This window comes from Acidovorax sp. JHL-9, from assembly GCF_000426205.1.
In the GTDB taxonomy this organism is placed as follows: Bacteria; Pseudomonadota; Gammaproteobacteria; order Burkholderiales; family Burkholderiaceae_C; genus Acidovorax; species Acidovorax soli.
This window is the reverse complement of record NZ_AUEX01000015.1, coordinates 67,549-84,217: the sequence shown is the minus strand read 5'-3', so window position 1 is coordinate 84,217 and position 16,669 is coordinate 67,549. Positions and strand designations below refer to the sequence as shown.

At 64.5% G+C, this 16,669-nt stretch carries 10 protein-coding genes; 4 read left to right on the top strand and 6 right to left on the bottom strand.

The genetic code is table 11. From position 1 onward, the window contains the following. Positions 1-51: 51 nt before the first annotated feature. The 4 genes from K225_RS0111565 to scpA all read right to left on the bottom strand — a co-directional run bounded on the left by K225_RS0111565 (position 52) and on the right by scpA (position 7,021). Positions 52-2,106, bottom strand: coding sequence for an acetyl/propionyl/methylcrotonyl-CoA carboxylase subunit alpha (locus K225_RS0111565; RefSeq protein ID WP_026436564.1), 2,055 nt, complete (start codon positions 2,104-2,106; stop codon positions 52-54). A gap of 155 nt (positions 2,107-2,261) precedes the next feature. Further along, positions 2,262-3,794: an acyl-CoA carboxylase subunit beta gene (locus tag K225_RS0111560; protein WP_026436563.1), complete on the bottom strand. Its 1,533-nt coding sequence runs from the start codon at positions 3,792-3,794 to the stop codon at positions 2,262-2,264. Positions 3,795-3,827: 33 nt separating this feature from the next. Next, positions 3,828-4,856: a methylmalonyl Co-A mutase-associated GTPase MeaB gene (gene meaB / locus K225_RS0111555; RefSeq protein ID WP_026436562.1), complete on the bottom strand. Its 1,029-nt coding sequence runs from the start codon at positions 4,854-4,856 to the stop codon at positions 3,828-3,830. Beyond that, positions 4,853-7,021, bottom strand: coding sequence for a methylmalonyl-CoA mutase (gene scpA, locus K225_RS0111550; RefSeq protein ID WP_026436561.1), 2,169 nt, complete (start codon positions 7,019-7,021; stop codon positions 4,853-4,855). The genes meaB and scpA overlap by 4 nt, the downstream gene beginning before the upstream one ends. 120 nt (positions 7,022-7,141) lie before the next feature. On the opposite strand from scpA, the gene K225_RS0111545 reads away from it, so the two are divergent. Beyond that, a complete protein-coding gene (locus K225_RS0111545; RefSeq protein WP_026436560.1) occupies positions 7,142-7,777 on the top strand; it encodes a GntR family transcriptional regulator in 636 nt (211 codons plus the stop codon). A gap of 33 nt (positions 7,778-7,810) precedes the next feature. Here K225_RS0111545 and K225_RS0111540 read toward each other — a convergent pair whose 3' ends face one another. Then, the gene (locus K225_RS0111540; protein WP_026436559.1) at positions 7,811-9,145 is read right to left on the bottom strand and encodes a ferric reductase-like transmembrane domain-containing protein; all 1,335 of its coding nucleotides are present in this window, start codon (positions 9,143-9,145) and stop codon (positions 7,811-7,813) included. 245 nt (positions 9,146-9,390) lie between these two features. Here K225_RS0111540 and K225_RS0111535 point away from each other — a divergent pair, with 245 nt between their 5' ends. Continuing rightward, on the top strand, positions 9,391-11,250 hold the full coding sequence (locus tag K225_RS0111535) for a long-chain fatty acid--CoA ligase (protein ID WP_026436558.1): 1,860 nt from the start codon (positions 9,391-9,393) through the stop codon (positions 11,248-11,250). 197 nt (positions 11,251-11,447) lie between these two features. Further along, complete coding sequence (dusA, locus tag K225_RS0111530; RefSeq protein ID WP_369794856.1) at positions 11,448-12,431, top strand: tRNA dihydrouridine(20/20a) synthase DusA; 984 nt, start codon at positions 11,448-11,450, stop codon at positions 12,429-12,431. Positions 12,432-12,454: 23 nt separating this feature from the next. Here the strand turns inward: dusA and K225_RS0111525 are convergent, their stop codons facing one another. Beyond that, on the bottom strand, positions 12,455-15,220 hold the full coding sequence (locus K225_RS0111525; RefSeq protein WP_034712504.1) for an EAL domain-containing protein: 2,766 nt from the start codon (positions 15,218-15,220) through the stop codon (positions 12,455-12,457). Positions 15,221-15,470: 250 nt separating this feature from the next. On the opposite strand from K225_RS0111525, the gene K225_RS0111520 reads away from it, so the two are divergent. Beyond that, a complete protein-coding gene (locus tag K225_RS0111520) occupies positions 15,471-16,541 on the top strand; it encodes a GTP pyrophosphokinase family protein (RefSeq protein WP_026436555.1) in 1,071 nt (356 codons plus the stop codon). Positions 16,542-16,669 lie beyond the last annotated feature (128 nt).

The window sequence follows — 16,669 nt, the reverse complement described above, 5'->3', positions numbered from 1 at the left end:
TCTGTTTTTGATAGCTTCCAGCGCTTTCCCATCAAGCGCCAGCAGCATATTTCACTGAAACTCCAGGATCACCTGGTCCACCGCCAGCGACTCGCCCTTGCCCGCAACGACCTTGCCCACCACGCCATCTTGCGCGGCAAAGAGGATGTTCTCCATCTTCATGGCTTCGATCACGGCCAGCTTTTCGCCGGCCTGCACCTTCTGGCCCGGCTGCACCGCCACATCGACCAGCAGGCCAGGCATGGGCGAGAGCAGGAACCGGGACAGATCGGGCGGCGCCTTGAACGGCATGAGCTGGTGCAGCCTGGCGCCCAGCTGCGACAGCACCAGCGCTTCGATCTGCGTGCCGTTGTGTGCAATGCGCAGCGCCAGCGGGTTCTTGCCCACACCGCGCTCCACCTGGGCCGTGAAGCCCATGCCATTGCACTGGCCCTGAACGCGGATTTGCCCCAGGGTTGCCGTGCTGCTGATCTGATAGCTTTTATCACCCACAGCGACTGCGCTGGAGCGCAATTTGCCTTCCATTTCGAAGTCGGTCACCACCACGTCGTGGTGCTGGTTTTTTCCTTCTGCACCCAGCGTGACCACCACAAACTCTTCGCCCACCTTCACCTCGTGCCCGGCCAGCTGGCCGCTGATGCCCGAGGCGCGCGCGCGGTAGCGGCGGTTCATGTAGGCGGCCAGGGCCACCAGAAACAGCGGATCGCTGTGGGGCACGTCTTCGGCCGCAAAGCCCTTGCCGTAGTTCTCGGCGATGAAGCCGGTGTTGAAGTCGCCCGTCACGAACTTCGGATGCGCCAGCAGCGCCGCCTGGAACGGGATGTTGCTGCTGATGCCCCGGATGACGAAGCCGTTGAGCGCGGCGCGCATCTTGGTGATGGCGTCGTCGCGGTCGCTGCCGTGCACGATGAGCTTGGCGATCATCGAGTCGTAGTACATGGGAATCTCGCCGCCTTCGTACACGCCCGTGTCCACGCGCACGCCCAGCTTCTTGCTGGTGTCGGACTGGAACATGCTCTCTTCGGGCGGCTGGAAGCGCACCAGGCGGCCGGTGGACGGCAGAAAGTTGCGAAACGGGTCTTCGGCATTGATGCGGCACTCGATGGCCCAGCCGTCGCGCTTCACGTCGGCTTGCGTGAGGGGCAGCTTCTCGCCAGCGGCCACGCGGATCATCAGTTCCACCAGGTCGAGGCCGGTGATGCATTCCGTCACCGGGTGCTCCACCTGCAGGCGGGTGTTCATCTCCAGGAAGTAGAAGTCCTGGTCCTTGCCGACCACGAACTCCACCGTACCGGCGCTCTGGTACTTCACCGCCTTGGCCAGCTGCACGGCCTGCTCGCCCATGGCCTTGCGGGTGGCATCGCTGATGAAGGGCGAAGGCGCCTCTTCGATCACCTTCTGGTGGCGGCGCTGGATGGAGCATTCGCGCTCATTCAGATAGATCACATTGCCGTGGCTGTCGCCCAGCACCTGGATCTCGATGTGGCGCGGCTCCTGCACGAATTTCTCGATGAAGATGCGGTCGTCGCCGAAGCTGTTGCGTGCCTCGTTCTGGCAGGAAGCGAAACCCTCGAACGCCTCCTTGTCGTTGAATGCCACGCGCAAACCCTTGCCGCCGCCGCCGGCGCTGGCCTTGATCATCACGGGGTAGCCAATGCCCTTGGCGATCTCCACGGCCTGCTCCGGGCCACTGATGGCGTCGTTGTAACCGGGAATGGTGTTGACCTTGGCCTCGTTGGCGAGCTTCTTGGACGCAATCTTGTCGCCCATGGCGGCAATGGAATGCGCCTTGGGTCCGATGAAGGCAATGCCCTCGTCTTCGCAGCGCTTGGCAAAGGCTTCGTTTTCCGAGAGGAAGCCATAGCCCGGGTGCACGGCCTGCGCGCCGGTCTGCTTGCAGGCGGCAATGATCTTGTCGGCCAGCAGGTAGGACTCACGCGAAGGCGCCGCGCCGATGTGCACGGCCTCGTCGGCCAGCTTGACGTGGCGGGCTTCCTTGTCGGCGTCGGAATAGACGGCGACGGTGGCGATGCCCATTTTCTTGGCGGTGGCGATCACCCGGCAAGCAATCTCGCCGCGGTTCGCAATCAGGATTTTGGTGAACATGTTGTGTCTCTTTCCAAGGGCTCTTACCCGAAACGTATGGGGTTAGGTGCTGGCACAGCCCAGCGAAGCGGTTGGGGCTAGGCGCCAGACCGCAGCCAGTAGCAGCGCTACGACAAGGTCTGGCAACGACGCCCCAAGGGCTGTGGCAGTGCCGCTCAAAGGGGGATGTTGCCGTGCTTGCGCCATGGGTTTTCCAGCTTCTTGTCGCGCAGCATGACCAGACTGCGGCAGATGCGCTTGCGCGTTTCGTGCGGCAGGATCACATCGTCGATGAAGCCGCGCGCGCCGGCGACAAACGGGTTGGCAAAGCGCTCCTTGTACTCGGCCTCGCGGGCGGCGAGCTTCACAGGGTCGTTCTTGTCCTCGCGGAAGATGATTTCCACCGCGCCCTTGGCGCCCATCACCGCAATCTCGGCGTTGGGCCAGGCGAAGTTGACGTCGCCACGCAGGTGCTTGGAGCTCATCACGTCGTACGCGCCGCCGTAGGCCTTGCGGGTGATGACGGTGATCTTGGGCACGGTGCACTCGGCGTACGCGTAGAGCAGCTTGGCGCCGTGCTTGATGATGCCGCCGTACTCCTGGCTGGTGCCGGGCATGAAGCCGGGCACGTCCACGAACGTGACCACGGGAATGTTGAATGCGTCGCAGAAACGCACGAAGCGCGCGGCCTTGATGCTCGACTTGATGTCCAGGCAACCGGCCAGCACCAGCGGCTGGTTGGCCACGATGCCCACGGTCTGGCCTTCCATGCGGGCAAAGCCGATGATGATGTTCTTGGCGTATTCGGGCTGCAGCTCGAAGAAGTCGCCGTCGTCCACCGTCTTGAGGATCAGCTCCTTCATGTCGTAGGGCTTGTTGGCGTTGTCGGGCACCAGGGTGTCCAGGCTCAGGTCCATGCGGTCGGCCGGGTCGTTGCTGGGGCGCACCGGGGCCTTCTCGCGGTTGTTGAGCGGCAGGTAGTTGTACAGGCGGCGCAGCATCATCAGCGCCTCCACGTCGTTCTCGAACGCCATGTCGGCCACACCGCTCTTGGTGGTGTGCGTCACGGCGCCGCCCAGTTCTTCGGCCGTCACTTCTTCGTGCGTCACGGTCTTCACCACGTCGGGGCCGGTCACAAACATGTACGAGCTGTCTTTCACCATGAAGATGAAGTCCGTCATGGCGGGCGAATACACGGCCCCGCCGGCGCTGGGGCCCATGATCATGCTGATCTGCGGAATCACGCCGCTGGCCAGCACGTTTTTCTGGAACACATCGGCATAGCCGCCCAGGCTGGCCACGCCTTCCTGGATGCGGGCGCCACCCGAGTCGTTGAGGCCGATGACCGGCGCGCCGACCTTCATGGCCTGGTCCATCACCTTGCAGATCTTCTCGGCGTGCGTTTCGGAGAGTGCCCCGCCGAATACGGTGAAGTCCTGGCTGAACACGAACACCAGGCGGCCGTTGATCATGCCGTAACCCGTCACCACGCCGTCGCCCGGAATCTTGTTGCCTTCCATGCCGAAATCGGTGCAGCGGTGCTCGACGAACATGTCCCATTCCTCGAACGTGCCGTCGTCCAGCAGCAACTCGATGCGCTCGCGCGCGGTGAGCTTGCCCTTGGCGTGCTGCGCATCGATGCGCTTTTGCCCGCCGCCCAGTCGTGCCAGCGCACGCTTTTTCTCCAGTTGATCCAGGATGTCTTGCATGGTCGTCCTTTGGTGAATTCGGTTGTTTGCTACTTATTTGGTGGCTACTGGCGATTGACTGGATTGCGCCAGCAGCAGATTTCTTGCCGCGGTGGAAGCCGCGATGCGCCCCGCGGCCACATCGGCTTGCAGCTGGGGCAGCAGCTCCTTGACCTGGGGGTGCTGGCGAAACGCAAGCTTGAGGCCGGCGTCGATGCGCTCCCACATCCAGGCCAGCGCCTGCTTTTCGCGCCGCGCGGCCAGGCGGCCATTGGCGGTCTGCAGCTGGCGAAACTGCGTGACAGCGGCCCAGAAGGCATCCACGCCCTGTCCCAGCAGCGCGCTGATCTGCACAACCCTGGGGTGCCACAGGGTTTCATTGTGGTGCGCGTTTTCGGGGTTGCCGTGCTGGCCCAAGAGGCGCAGGCTCGACGTGATCTGCGCCTCGGCGCGGGTGGCGGCGTTCTTGTCGATGTCGGCCTTGTTGATGACCACGAGGTCGGCGATTTCCATCACGCCCTTCTTGATGGCCTGCAGGTCGTCGCCCGCGTTGGGCAGCTGCAGCAGCACGAACATGTCGGTCATGCCGTTCACCGCGATCTCGCTCTGGCCCACGCCCACGGTTTCGATAATCACCACGTCGTAGCCGGCCGCCTCGCAGACCAGCATGGCCTCGCGCGTTTTCTCGGCCACCCCGCCCAGCGTCCCGCTGCTGGGGCTGGGGCGGATGTAGGCCTTGTCATGCACCGAAAGGTGCTCCATGCGCGTCTTGTCGCCCAGGATGGAGCCGCCCGAGACGGTGCTGGAGGGGTCGATGGTGAGTACCGCCACGCGATGGCCTTGCCCAATCAGATACAGGCCCAGCGCCTCGATGAAGGTGGATTTGCCCACGCCGGGCACGCCGCTGATGCCGAGGCGAAACGCCTTGCCGGTGTGGGGCAGCAGCTGCGTGAGCAGGGTGTCGCCCTGCGCGCGGTGGTCTGGCCGCGTGGATTCGAGCAGGGTGATGGCCTTGGACATGGCGCGGCGCTGCACCGCAGCCGTGCCATGCACCACCCCATCGAGAAGCGCCGCAGGGGTCACGCCACCGCCTTGCGAATCTGCTCCAGCACATCCTTCGCGCTGGCCGGAATCGGCGTGCCCGGGCCATATACGCCCTTCACGCCCGACTCGTACAGGAAGTCATAGTCCTGCGCGGGGATCACCCCGCCCACAAACACGATGATGTCGTCCGCGCCCTGGTCTTTGAGCGACTGGATGATGGCGGGCACCAGTGTCTTGTGACCGGCGGCCAGGGTGCTCACGCCCACGGCGTGCACGTCGTTTTCAATGGCCTGGCGGGCGCATTCCTCGGGCGTCTGGAACAGCGGCCCCATGTCCACGTCAAAGCCCAGGTCGGCAAACGCGGTGGCCACCACTTTGGCGCCCCGGTCGTGTCCGTCCTGGCCCAGCTTGGCAATCATCACGCGGGGGCGGCGGCCTTGCTCTTCGGCAAAGGCGTTGATTTCGGTCTTGAGTTTGTCCCAGCCCTCGGCCGAGTCGTAGGCAGCTGCGTACACACCGGTCACCTTTTGTGTATCGGCGCGGTGGCGCCCAAAAACTTTCTCCAGCGCGTCGCTCACCTCGCCTACTGTGGCGCGCAAGCGCACGGCCTGGATCGACAGGTCGAGCAGATTGCCTTCGCCACTCTCGGCGGCTGCCGTCAGCGCGTCCAATGCCGCCTGCACCTTGGCTGCGTCACGGGTGGCGCGGATCTGCTGCAGACGGGCGATCTGGCCATCGCGCACTTTCACGTTGTCGATTTCCAGAATATCGACCTTGTCTTCCTTGGCCAGCTTGTACTTGTTGACGCCAACAATCACATCCTTGCCGCTGTCGATGCGGGCTTGCTTCTCGGCGGCAGCGGCTTCGATCTTGAGCTTGGCCCAGCCGCTGTCCACCGCCTGGGTCATGCCGCCCATGGCCTCGACTTCTTCGATGATCTTCCAGGCAGCGTCCATCATGTCCTGGGTCAGCTTTTCCATCATGTAGCTGCCAGCCCAGGGGTCGATCACGTTGGTGATGTGGGTTTCTTCCTGGATGATGAGCTGCGTGTTGCGTGCGATGCGGGCGCTGAACTCGGTGGGCAGGGCGATGGCTTCATCGAGCGCGTTGGTGTGCAGGCTCTGCGTGCCGCCAAACACGGCCGCCATGGCTTCGATGGTCGTGCGCACCACGTTGTTGTAGGGGTCTTGCTCGGTGAGCGACCAGCCAGACGTCTGGCAGTGGGTGCGCAGCATCAGGCTCTTGGGGTTCTTGGCACCAGTCTCTTTCATGATGCGGCACCACAAGAGGCGCGCGGCGCGCATCTTAGCCACTTCCAAATAGAAGTTCATGCCGATGGCCCAGAAGAAGGAGAGGCGCCCGGCGAAATCGTCCACATCCAGACCCGAGGCCATGGCGGTCTTCACGTATTCCTTGCCGTCGGCCAGGGTGAAAGCCAGCTCCAGCGCCTGATTCGCCCCGGCTTCCTGCATGTGGTAGCCCGAGATCGAGATCGAATTGAACTTGGGCATGTTCTTGGCCGTGTAGCCAATGATGTCGCCAATGATCCGCATGCTCGGCTTGGGCGGATAGATGTAGGTGTTGCGCACCATGAACTCTTTCAGAATGTCGTTCTGAATGGTTCCGCTCAGCTTGTCTTGCGAGACGCCCTGTTCTTCCGCCGCCACCACGTAGCCTGCCAGCACGGGCAGCACGGCGCCGTTCATGGTCATGGAGACCGATACCTTGTCGAGCGGGATCTGGTCGAACAGGATCTTCATGTCCTCGACCGAATCAATCGCCACACCGGCCTTGCCCACATCGCCCGTCACGCGCGGGTGGTCGCTGTCGTAGCCCCGGTGGGTGGCCAGGTCAAACGCCACCGACACGCCCTGGCCGCCAGCAGCCAGGGCCTTGCGGTAGAAGGCATTGGATTCTTCGGCGGTGGAGAAACCTGCGTACTGGCGGATCGTCCAGGGGCGCACGGCATACATGGTGGCCTGGGGGCCGCGCAGATAGGGCTCAAAGCCGGGCAAGGTGTTGGCATACGGCAGGCTGGCCGTGTCTTCGGCGGTGTACAGCGGCTTGACGGTGATGCCATCGGGCGTGATCCAGTTCAGGGCATTCACATCGCCACCAGGGGCCGATTTGGCAGCAGCCTTGGCCCAGGCCTCCAGCGAAGCGGCAGCGAACTCGGGCGCGTTGTTGTGGGGTTTGTCACTCATGGCGAAGGCTTCTCCGAAGATGGCGTTGGACGGTCTCAGGGCATGCCCCGATGTGGCGGCGAGTTTACATCATTCATAATTATTCATTCAAAATATTATTGTCCGCTTACAATCCGTCCCATGTCTGCCCTCACCCTCACGCCCCGCGCCCTGTATGTCGAAGTGGCGGAGCAATTGCGCCAGCGCATCTTCCGCCGCGAGCTGGAGCCCGGCAGCTGGATCGACGAACTGAAGATTGCCGAAGAGTTCGGCATCAGCCGCACGCCGCTGCGCGAGGCGCTGAAAGTGCTGGCCGCCGAAGGCCTGGTCACGATGAAGGTGCGCCGTGGCGCCTATGTGACCGAGATGAGCGAAAAAGACCTGCGCGACGTGTACCACCTGCTCAGCCTGCTGGAGAGCGACGCCGCCGGCGTGGTGGCCACCAGGGCGACCGCCGCCCAATTGCAGACGCTGCAGGATCTGCACACCGAACTGGAAGCCGCCGCCGGTGAGCGCGAGCGATTTTTTGCCGTGAACGAGCGCTTTCACATGCTGCTGCTGGAACTGGCCGACAACCGCTGGCGCAGCCAGATGGTGGCCGACCTGCGCAAGGTGATGAAGCTCAACCGCCACAACTCGCTGCTCAAGCAGGGGCGCATCGAGGATTCGCTGAACGAGCACCGCGCCATCCTAGCGGCCATGGTGGCGCGCGATGCGCAGAAAACCATCCAGGCCATGCAGGCGCACTTTGCCCAGGGGCTGGAAGCCGCGGCCTGAGCATGGCCATCGCCGCGCCTGTGGGGGCGGGAGTCACCGCATCTGAAACAGCTCCTGGTGGAAGCGGGATGCGGGCAGTCCCATGGCGATCAGGTCTTTTTTCAGCGACCGACCGAAAGGCGCAGGGCCGCAAAACCAGACATCGGCATCGCGCCATTCGGGCACCAGCCCGGTCAGGCGCGCCGCGTTGAGCTGGCCATCCCTCTCGCTCCACAGCACATGCAGGCGCACCCCGGCGGCCTCGGCGTCGCGGGTCATCAGGCCGATGGCGTGATCGTCATACACCGCCGTGGGGTGGAACAGATCGACGCTCTTGCCATCGGGCTGCGCCGCCAGCGCCTTCATGCGGGCAATGAAGGGCGTGATGCCAATGCCGGCGCCCACCCAGATCTGCCGCTTTTGCGCGCCCTGGAAATTGAACCGGCCGTAAGGCCCTTCGAGCTGGACCACATCGCCCACCCGCAGGCGCTTTCCCAGCGTGCGGGTGTAGTCGCCCAGCGCCTTGATGATGAAGGTGATGTGGCCGTTGCCCGTCCACGCCGATGAGATGGTGTAAGGGTGCGGCCCCTCGTCCTCGTGCAGGGTGACAAAGGCGAACTGGCCAGACTTGTGCCCCGCCCAGCGGCCCTTGCACAGAATGTCCACCGCCACCACATTCAGCGATTCGTGGCGCCGGATGGCAGCCACCTCCCCCACCACCTGCCGGCCCACCGCCACGCGCCGAAATAGGACCATCAGGGCCGCCACCGTGCCCGCGGCCATCAGCACCGCCAGCACCGGACCCATCACGCCGCCCCAGTAGTCAAACTTGAGCAAGACCACCGAGTGCCACACCAGCGCCAGATAGGCCACGGCCAGCAGGCGGTGTGTCTTGAAGAAATACCGGTAGGGAAACCGCTTGACCAGCGCCAGCACCATCAGCAGCGCCGCTGCATAGAAGGCCCACTCGCCCATGCTCTCGGCCAGGCCGCGCTGGCCCAGAAAGAACTGCTGGATGGGCGCATCCAGCAGTTCGGGGCGCGGGCCGCGTCGGGGGCGCTGCAGCCAGCCCCAGCCCACCGCCCACTTGGTGCCCTGGGCCAGCAGCCAGTGGGCCACCGAAATCACCAAGCCCGAGATACCCAACCACTTGTGCAGGCGGTACATCTTGTCCAGGCCGCCCAGGTAGGGTTCGAACACCACCGGGCGCACGGCCAGCACCATGGCCACACTCATGACACCAATGCACAGCACCCCGCTGTACTGCATCAGTACCGCCCGCCAGGCGAAGAAATTGGCAGGCGCCGACCAGGTCATCAGTTCGGCCAACAGCCACAGCCCCGTCAAGAGGCAAAGAAAGGCCCCGAAAAAACGTTGAATGTTGCGCATTGCCCCTCTCCAGAATATGTTTTCACTGTAGGCGCTCTGCGTGAAGCGGTGTTGATGCAGACATATCTGCCCGGTAAATGCAGGCACTGGGCACCGCCGCGCACCGGCAAGTCTGGCCCGTCGCGCGCTACCCGCACCACGGTGGCGCACCGCCAAGCGGCCTCTGCACCGCAGTCGGTATGATGATTCGGGTTTTCCCGCAGCCATGCACCCCAGCGGCATGCCCGCGCACCAATCCACGCCTGATGACCTCTTCTTCGCCCGATCTCGCCAGCGTCGAAACGCTACCCCAGCTTCTTGCTTACCGCACTGCCCGCACCCCCGACGCCGAAGCCTACCGCGCGTTCGACCCCGCCACCCATACCTGGATCCGCCTGACCTGGAGGCAAACCGCACAGCGCGTGGCGCAGTGGTCACGGGCCCTGGCGGCCCTGCAACTGCCTGCCGCCGCCCGTGTGGCCATCTTGCTGCCCAACGGCCTGAACGCCATGTGCGCCGACCAGTCCACGCTGGCCACAGGCTGCGTGCCGGTGCCCCTGCACGCCATCGACAACCCCGGCAGCATTGCCTATATCGTGGCCGACTGCGAGGCCTCGCTGCTCATCGTGGGCCAGGCAGCGCAGTGGGAGAAGATCCGGGACGTTGGCACCGCGTTTCCGGCGCTACGCGCCGTGGTGGTGACCGACGAAGATGCCACGTTTGCTCCCTCTGCCGCCACCGCCGATGGCCCCGCCGTGGGCTCGCTGGCGCAATGGCTGGCCGGTGCGGAGCTGGCCGCCAAGGCGCCGCCCCCCACGCCGCCCGGCCCTGCGGACCTGGCCGCCCTGGTCTATACCTCGGGCACCACCGGCAAACCCAAGGGCGTGATGCTCACGCACCGCAACGTGGTCAGCGACGTGAAGGCGGTGCTGGAACGCATCGCCCCCACAGTGGACGACATTTTTTTGTCGTTCCTGCCGCTCTCGCACACCTTTGAACGCACAGGCGGTTACTACCTGCCGATTGCCGCGGGCAGCTGCGTGGCCTATGCACGCTCGGTGCCCCTGCTGGTCGAAGACCTGAAAACCGTGCGCCCCACGGTGCTGGTGTCGGTCCCACGCATCTATGAACGCATCCACGCCAGGCTGCTCGAAAAACTGTCGCCCACGCCCTGGAAAATGCAGCTGTATGAAGCCGCGCAGCACAAGGGCTGGGCACGGTTCTGTGCCGCCCAGGGACTGCCGGCGCCAACGCCGGACGCCGGCAGCCAGTCCGCCGGATGGATGGCCGCCCTGCCTTGGCCCCTGCTGCAGGCCCTGGTGGCCAAGCCGCTGCTGGCGCAGTTTGGCGGCCGCGTGCGCGTGGCCGTGAGTGGCGGCGCACCGCTGTCACCCACCATTGCCAAATGCTTTCTGGGCCTGGGCCTGCCCCTGGTGCAGGGCTACGGCATGACCGAGACCGCACCCGTGGTATCGGTCAATTCGCTCGACGACAACGACCCCGCCTGCGTGGGCCGCGCCCTGCCCGGCGTGGAGGTGCGCATTGGCGACAACCGCGAGCTGCAGGTGCGCGGCCCCATCGTCATGCAGGGCTACTGGAAACGCCCCGAAGACACCGCCAGGGTTTTGAGCCCCGATGGTTGGCTGGGCACAGGTGACCAGGCAGAGATCGTGGAGGGCCGCATCACCATCAAGGGCCGCATCAAGGAAATCATCGTCACCTCCACCGGCGAAAAAGTGCCCCCGGCCGACCTGGAGCTGGCGCTGCTGGCCGACCCGCTGCTGGAACAGGCCTTTGTGGTGGGCGAGAACCGCCCCTTCATCGCCTGCGTGGCGGTGCTCAAGCAAGATGAATGGCAGCGCCTTGCTGCCGACCTGGGCCTGAACCCGCACGACACCGGCAGCCGGAACCACGCCAGCGTGCACCGGGCCGTGCTGGCGCGCATGGAGAAAAACACCGCCAGCTTCCCCCGCTACGCCGTGCCACGCGCGGTGCACCTGACGCTCACGCCCTGGACGATTGAAAACACCTTCATGACGCCAACGCTCAAGCTCAAGCGCAACAACCTGGTGGTGCATTTCGCCGAAGCCATCGAGGGCATGTACCAGAAATTCGGATCGCGCTGACAGCGGCCATCAAATTTGATAGCTGCCAGTGCTCATGGATAAAGCACTGGCGATCGTTTTGATGCATAACCCTCATCAGGCACCCACGCGGCACCGGTGGGATAATCACGGCTTTTCATCTGCACATCTGCAGCTTTGCCAGGGCATGGTGTCCTGCCAAGCGCCGCTGCAACCCCCCTTCCCCTGCTGTCTTGACTGTGGAACCCACACTGAGCCCCTGGCGCATGTCCGTTGCGCCGATGATGGATTGGTCTGACCGCCACTGCCGCTATCTGCACCGGCTGCTGAGCCGGCACACGCTGCTGTACACCGAGATGGTGACCACGGGCGCGCTGGTGCATGGCGATGTACAGCGCCATCTGCGCTTCAACGCCGAAGAGCACCCCGTGGCGCTGCAGCTGGGCGGCAGCGAGCCCGCCGATCTGGCGCATTGCGCGCGGCTGGGCGAACAGTGGGGCTATGACGAGATCAACCTCAACTGCGGCTGTCCCAGCGAGCGTGTGCAGCGCGGGGCCTTTGGCGCCTGCCTGATGAACGAACCCCAGCTGGTGGCCGACTGCGTGAAGGCCATGGTGGACGTGGTGCAGGTGCCCGTTACCGTCAAGCACCGCATCGGCATCGACAAGGACGAGAGCTACGGCTTCGTGCGCGACTTCGTGGGCACCGTGGCTGCTGCGGGGTGCACGGTGTTCATCGTGCATGCGCGCAATGCCTGGCTCAAAGGCCTGTCGCCCAAGGAGAACCGCGAAGTGCCACCGCTGCGCTACGAGGTGGTGCGCCAGCTCAAGGCCGATTTTCCACACCTGACCTTTGCCATCAATGGCGGCCTGAACACCGATGCGGCCGTGCAGGAGCAGCTGGCGGGGCTTGATGGCGTGATGGTGGGCCGCGAGGCGTATCACAACCCCTGGTGGCTGGCGCGCTGGGATGCGCTGTACTACGGCGCCCCGCAAAGCACGCTCACCCGCGAGGACGTGGAGGCCGCCATGGTGGACTACATGGCGCGCGAGGCCGCTGCGCATGGCACGCCCTGGGCCAGCATCGCCCGGCACATGCTGGGCCTGCGCCATGGGCTGGCAGGCTCACGCCGCTGGCGCCAGGTGTGGAGCGACCACCGCCTCAAGGGCCTGCCGCCGCACGAAGTGATGGCACTGGCGCACGCCAGCCCGGTCGAGGCCTGATCCCGCGCACCTGGAACCTGTTCCTACACGCCGCCCAGCTGGCGCGCAAGCCATCCTTGCAGAGGTTCTGGCCGGGAAAACAGGTAACCCTGCAGGCAGTCGCAATGGCTGCTGACCAGAAAGTCGGCCTGGGCGCGTGTTTCCACGCCCTCGGCCACCACGCGCAGCTTGAGGTGCCTTGCCACCGAAATGATGGACTGTACGATGGCGGTGTCGCTCGGGTCGTCGGGGGTGTCCTGCACAAAGCTCTTGTCGATCTTCAGCTCGAACAGGGGCAGGCGCTTGAGGTAGGCCAGGCTGGAATAGCCGGTGCCAAAGTCGTCGATCGAGAAGCGCACGCCGAGCTGGCCCAGCTCGGTCATGCGGGCGATGGTGTCGTCGAGGTGTTCGATCAGCAGGCTTTCGGTGACTTCCAGAATGAGCTGGGCCGCAGGGGCGCCAGTCTGCGCGAGCACGTCGCGCACGCGCTCAACGAAGTCGTCCTGGCGGAACTGGCGCTCGCTCACGTTGACCGATATCGAAAGATCCTGCCCCGCTGCGTGCAGGCGTGCCAGCGTCTCGCAGGCTTGCAGGATCATCCAGTCGCCCAGGCGCAGTATCAGCCCTGAGGATTCCGCCACCGGAATGAAGCGGCTGGGCGGCACGTTGCCCCGCACCGGGTGGTTCCAGCGCATGAGCAGCTCGCCGCCGACCACCGCGCCCGACGCGTCCACCTGCGACTGCACGAAGGCTGCCAGCTGGCCTTCGGTGCTGGCTTTTTTCAGGTCCTGCTCCAGCGCCAGGCGCTCCTGCACGTCGGCCTGCATGTCAGCTTCATAAAAGCGGATGCGGTTGCGCCCCAGATCCTTGGCACGGTACATGGCGGTGTCGGCCTCGCGCAGCAGGTCCTCGACCTCCTCACCGCGCTTGGGAAAAAGGGTGATGCCAATGCTGCCCGTGCTGCTGTACAGGTGGGTGTCTATGGTGTAGGGCGCCTCCAGCGCCCTGCGCACGGCCTCGGCCGCCAGCAGGGCGCTGCGCCCGGCGGATTCCATGTCGGTCGCTATGCCGTTGACGAGCATCACGAACTCGTCCCCCCCCGTGCGCGCGACGGTGTCGCCGGGACGCAGCAACTGCGTGAGGCGCTGCGCCACCTGCTTGAGCAGCTCATCTCCCAGCGAATGTCCGCGGGCGTCGTTGATCTGCTTGAAGTCGTCCAGATCGATGTACAACAAGCCCCCCACCTGCCCCGATTTGCGTGCCGAGGCCAGGGCATGGTCCATGCGGTCCAGCAGCATGCGGCGGTTGGGAAGGCCGGTCAGTGCGTCAAAGTAAGCGAGCTGGTGCGTGCGGGCTTCGGCCAGCTTGCGTTGCGTGATGTCGCGGGACAAGGCGATGAAACGTGGCTCCTGCCCCGGTGTGGTGCTTTCCTTGCGGGCGATGGACAGCTCGAACCAGTGGGTCTGGTGCCCCAGCTCGAGGTGGTACTGGTGGCCGGTCGAATAGCCCGTGTCGTGGGCCGCCTGCAGTGCCACCCGCCACCCTGCAGCCGCTTCGGGCGGCAGGAACTCCTCCATCTTCCGGCCCAGAAACATCTCGGGTGGTGCAACCAATTGCGCCGAATGCGCCGCGCGGTAGTGGTGGATGTACCCATCCAGCCCCACCTCGAACAACAGGTCGGGAACAGCGTTGAGGATGCTTTCCAGGTCGTCTCGGGTGCTGCGCAGCGCCTGCGTCATGCTGCGGGCCAGCCCCATGGCACGCTCGCGGCCCGTAACCGTCACCCAGATCAGTCCGCCCACCAGCAGACTCAGGGCAGCGCCCATGGCGGCAAACAGGCCGTTGTCCGGGTCTTCAAAGCGCTGCTCGAAAGCCGGCAGCGGCTGCATCACCAGTGTCCAGGTGCGCCCACCCAGCGCCATTGTGCGGCTAGCACGCAGGCCCGGCGGCGCGCCTTCCGGAGCGGCAGGGAGGTTCGCGCGCCCGTGCAGCAGACCGCCCCCGGCCTGCGGGTTGCCGTCGTAGATGGCAAGATCGATGTCCGAGTCCAGCTGCTGCGCCATCCCCCGCAGCAGCTCGGACATGCGAAAAGGGGCCGACACCCAGCCCACGATGCCACGCCGGCGGCCTTCGACCGAGGCCAGGTCGGCATCCCCTTGGTAGATGGGCAGGTACATGACCAGCCCGGTGACGGCATCGCGGCCCACATCCTGCTGCAGCTGGAGCCGGGAGGTCAGCGCCAGTTGTCCGGTGTCGCGTGCACGGTCCAGCGCCTCCCGGGCAGCCGGCACGGTGGAGATATCAAACCCCAGCACCTTGAGGTTGTCGCTGGACTGGGGCTCGATGTGGGTGAGGGGTGTGTAGCGTGCGCGTGCGCCCGCCGGATGCACGGTGTAGGAAGAAGAGCCGCGTGCGCGGATTTGCGCCGTATGGACGCCCAACTGGTCGGCCGGCAAGTCCAGCGCATACGCCAGGCCCTGCAGACCGGGTCGGCTTTCCGACAGGCGCAGCGCCCCCACATAAGCTTGGAACTCGTCGCGATCGATGTCATTGGAGCCGTCGTAGTAGCCCTTGACACCACGCAACAGCAACTCGTAGGTGGCCATCCGGTCCTTGAGGCTGTCCACGATGCGGGCCACCGAGGCGGTAAACGCCTGCTGCCTTTTGGCCCCCGCCTCCCGCTCGGCGGCCTGCCAATACAGGAACGTGAGCCCCAGCAAAAAAATCGCCAGCACCGGGCCCAACAGTGCAAGCAGATGCCAGCGGCCTTCGGTGTCGGGTAGCTTGCCGGGCTGGTGGGGCTGACTCATGGATCTAAAAATGGGTGGTTGTAATGCACGACAGGCCGTCCGCTGATTCCCGTGGCGCGCACACGCCCAAACTGCCTGGCGCCATTATGGGCAAGCTGACAGTTCGCGGCCCTAGGTATTTGTCTGCGCCCCGCGAATTGCCCCTGCCCTGTGGCGATATGCAAACAAGGCAACAGATCCGCCCCCCCGACAGCCACACAGGGCATGCGGGCCTTACGATCCGGGGTACAGGTGCATTCGAAAGCCCCCTATGCCGTCGCTTGACTTTGAACGGGAAGAAGCCCGCTTCCATACCTTCCATGCGCAGAATCTGCCCCGTTTGCAGGAGGCCTGCGCGTCCTTCGTCGCCCTGCTCACGGCCTTGCTGCCCCCCTCAGGGCAGGTGGATGTGTCCAAGATCGAGGGGCGCGTGAAGGACAAGGAAGAGTCCATCCGTAAATTCACACGCAAGTACCGGCCGATGCTGGAAGAAGCCAACCAGCCCTATGAGATTGCCCCCTACATCACCGACCTGATCGGGGTGCGCGTGGTTTGCCTGTATGAAGACGAGATCGACAAGGTGGCCCGCCTCGTGCGCTCGCACTTTGACGTGATGGATGTCACCGACAAGGTGGCGGCCGTGGAAGGCACCGAGGCCTCGTTTGGCTACAAGGGCCTGCACCTGGACCTGCGGCTCAACGCTGCCCGGCGGGCATTGCCCGAGCATGCCGCCTGCGCGGACCATGCTTTCGAGTTGCAGGTGCGCACCATCATCCAGGACTCGTGGAGCGTGCTGGACCACAAGATCAAGTACAAGAAATCGATTCCTGGCCAGCTCAAGCGCCGCATCAATGTGCTGTCGGCGCTGTTCGAGCTGGCCGACCGCGAGTTTCGCCAGATCCGCGACGCCACCGCAGCCGAGTTGCTGGAGGCGCCCGACGAAACCGCCGAAGTCCTGCCGGAGGCCGGAGCGCAGGTGGCAGACAAGGTAGCGCCCCCCGGCAGCGAGCTCAACGCCTTCACCTTCCTCAAGATTGCCAACCACTTCTTCAAGGATTTCGAGTTCGAACCCTACAAGGTGGACAGTTTCGTGGACGACATCCAGAGCTGGTCGCCCCGCATGACGCGCGCGCGTTTCAATGCGCTGCTGCGTGAAACCATTGCCGTGGTCAAGCGCTACAAGCTGCACTTTGAAGAACAGAACCCGCAGGGAAGCTTCAACCCCTACACCGTGATCCGCCACTGCCTGTACCTCAGTAACAGCACCGCGTTCCGCCCGGCCCTGCGCAACGTGGCGCGGGAAAGCTTCGAAGCCTGGCTGCAGGAGCACGGAAGCCCTTGAGCCAGGCAAAGACAGCAGCGCGCCCCGGCGCCACCAGGTTGCATGCGAAAAAACCAGAATAAAATTGCTGTCGGCAATTAACAGCATTGCACATAAAGCTATAGTTTTTATAGCATCAGAGACAAAGA

What these genes read in the sequence shown, in the direction of transcription:
- K225_RS0111535 (WP_026436558.1), top strand. Translation starts at nt 9,391, where the DNA reads ATGACCTCTTCTTCGCCCGATCTCGCCAGCGTCGAAACGCTACCCCAG.
- K225_RS0111520 (WP_026436555.1), top strand. Translation starts at nt 15,471, where the DNA reads ATGCCGTCGCTTGACTTTGAACGGGAAGAAGCCCGCTTCCATACCTTC.
- K225_RS0111545 (WP_026436560.1), top strand. Translation starts at nt 7,142, where the DNA reads ATGTCTGCCCTCACCCTCACGCCCCGCGCCCTGTATGTCGAAGTGGCG.
- K225_RS0111560 (WP_026436563.1), bottom strand. Translation starts at nt 3,794, where the DNA reads ATGCAAGACATCCTGGATCAACTGGAGAAAAAGCGTGCGCTGGCACGA.
- K225_RS0111525 (WP_034712504.1), bottom strand. Translation starts at nt 15,220, where the DNA reads ATGAGTCAGCCCCACCAGCCCGGCAAGCTACCCGACACCGAAGGCCGC.
- K225_RS0111540 (WP_026436559.1), bottom strand. Translation starts at nt 9,145, where the DNA reads ATGCGCAACATTCAACGTTTTTTCGGGGCCTTTCTTTGCCTCTTGACG.
- scpA (WP_026436561.1), bottom strand. Translation starts at nt 7,021, where the DNA reads ATGAGTGACAAACCCCACAACAACGCGCCCGAGTTCGCTGCCGCTTCG.
- K225_RS0111565 (WP_026436564.1), bottom strand. Translation starts at nt 2,106, where the DNA reads ATGTTCACCAAAATCCTGATTGCGAACCGCGGCGAGATTGCTTGCCGG.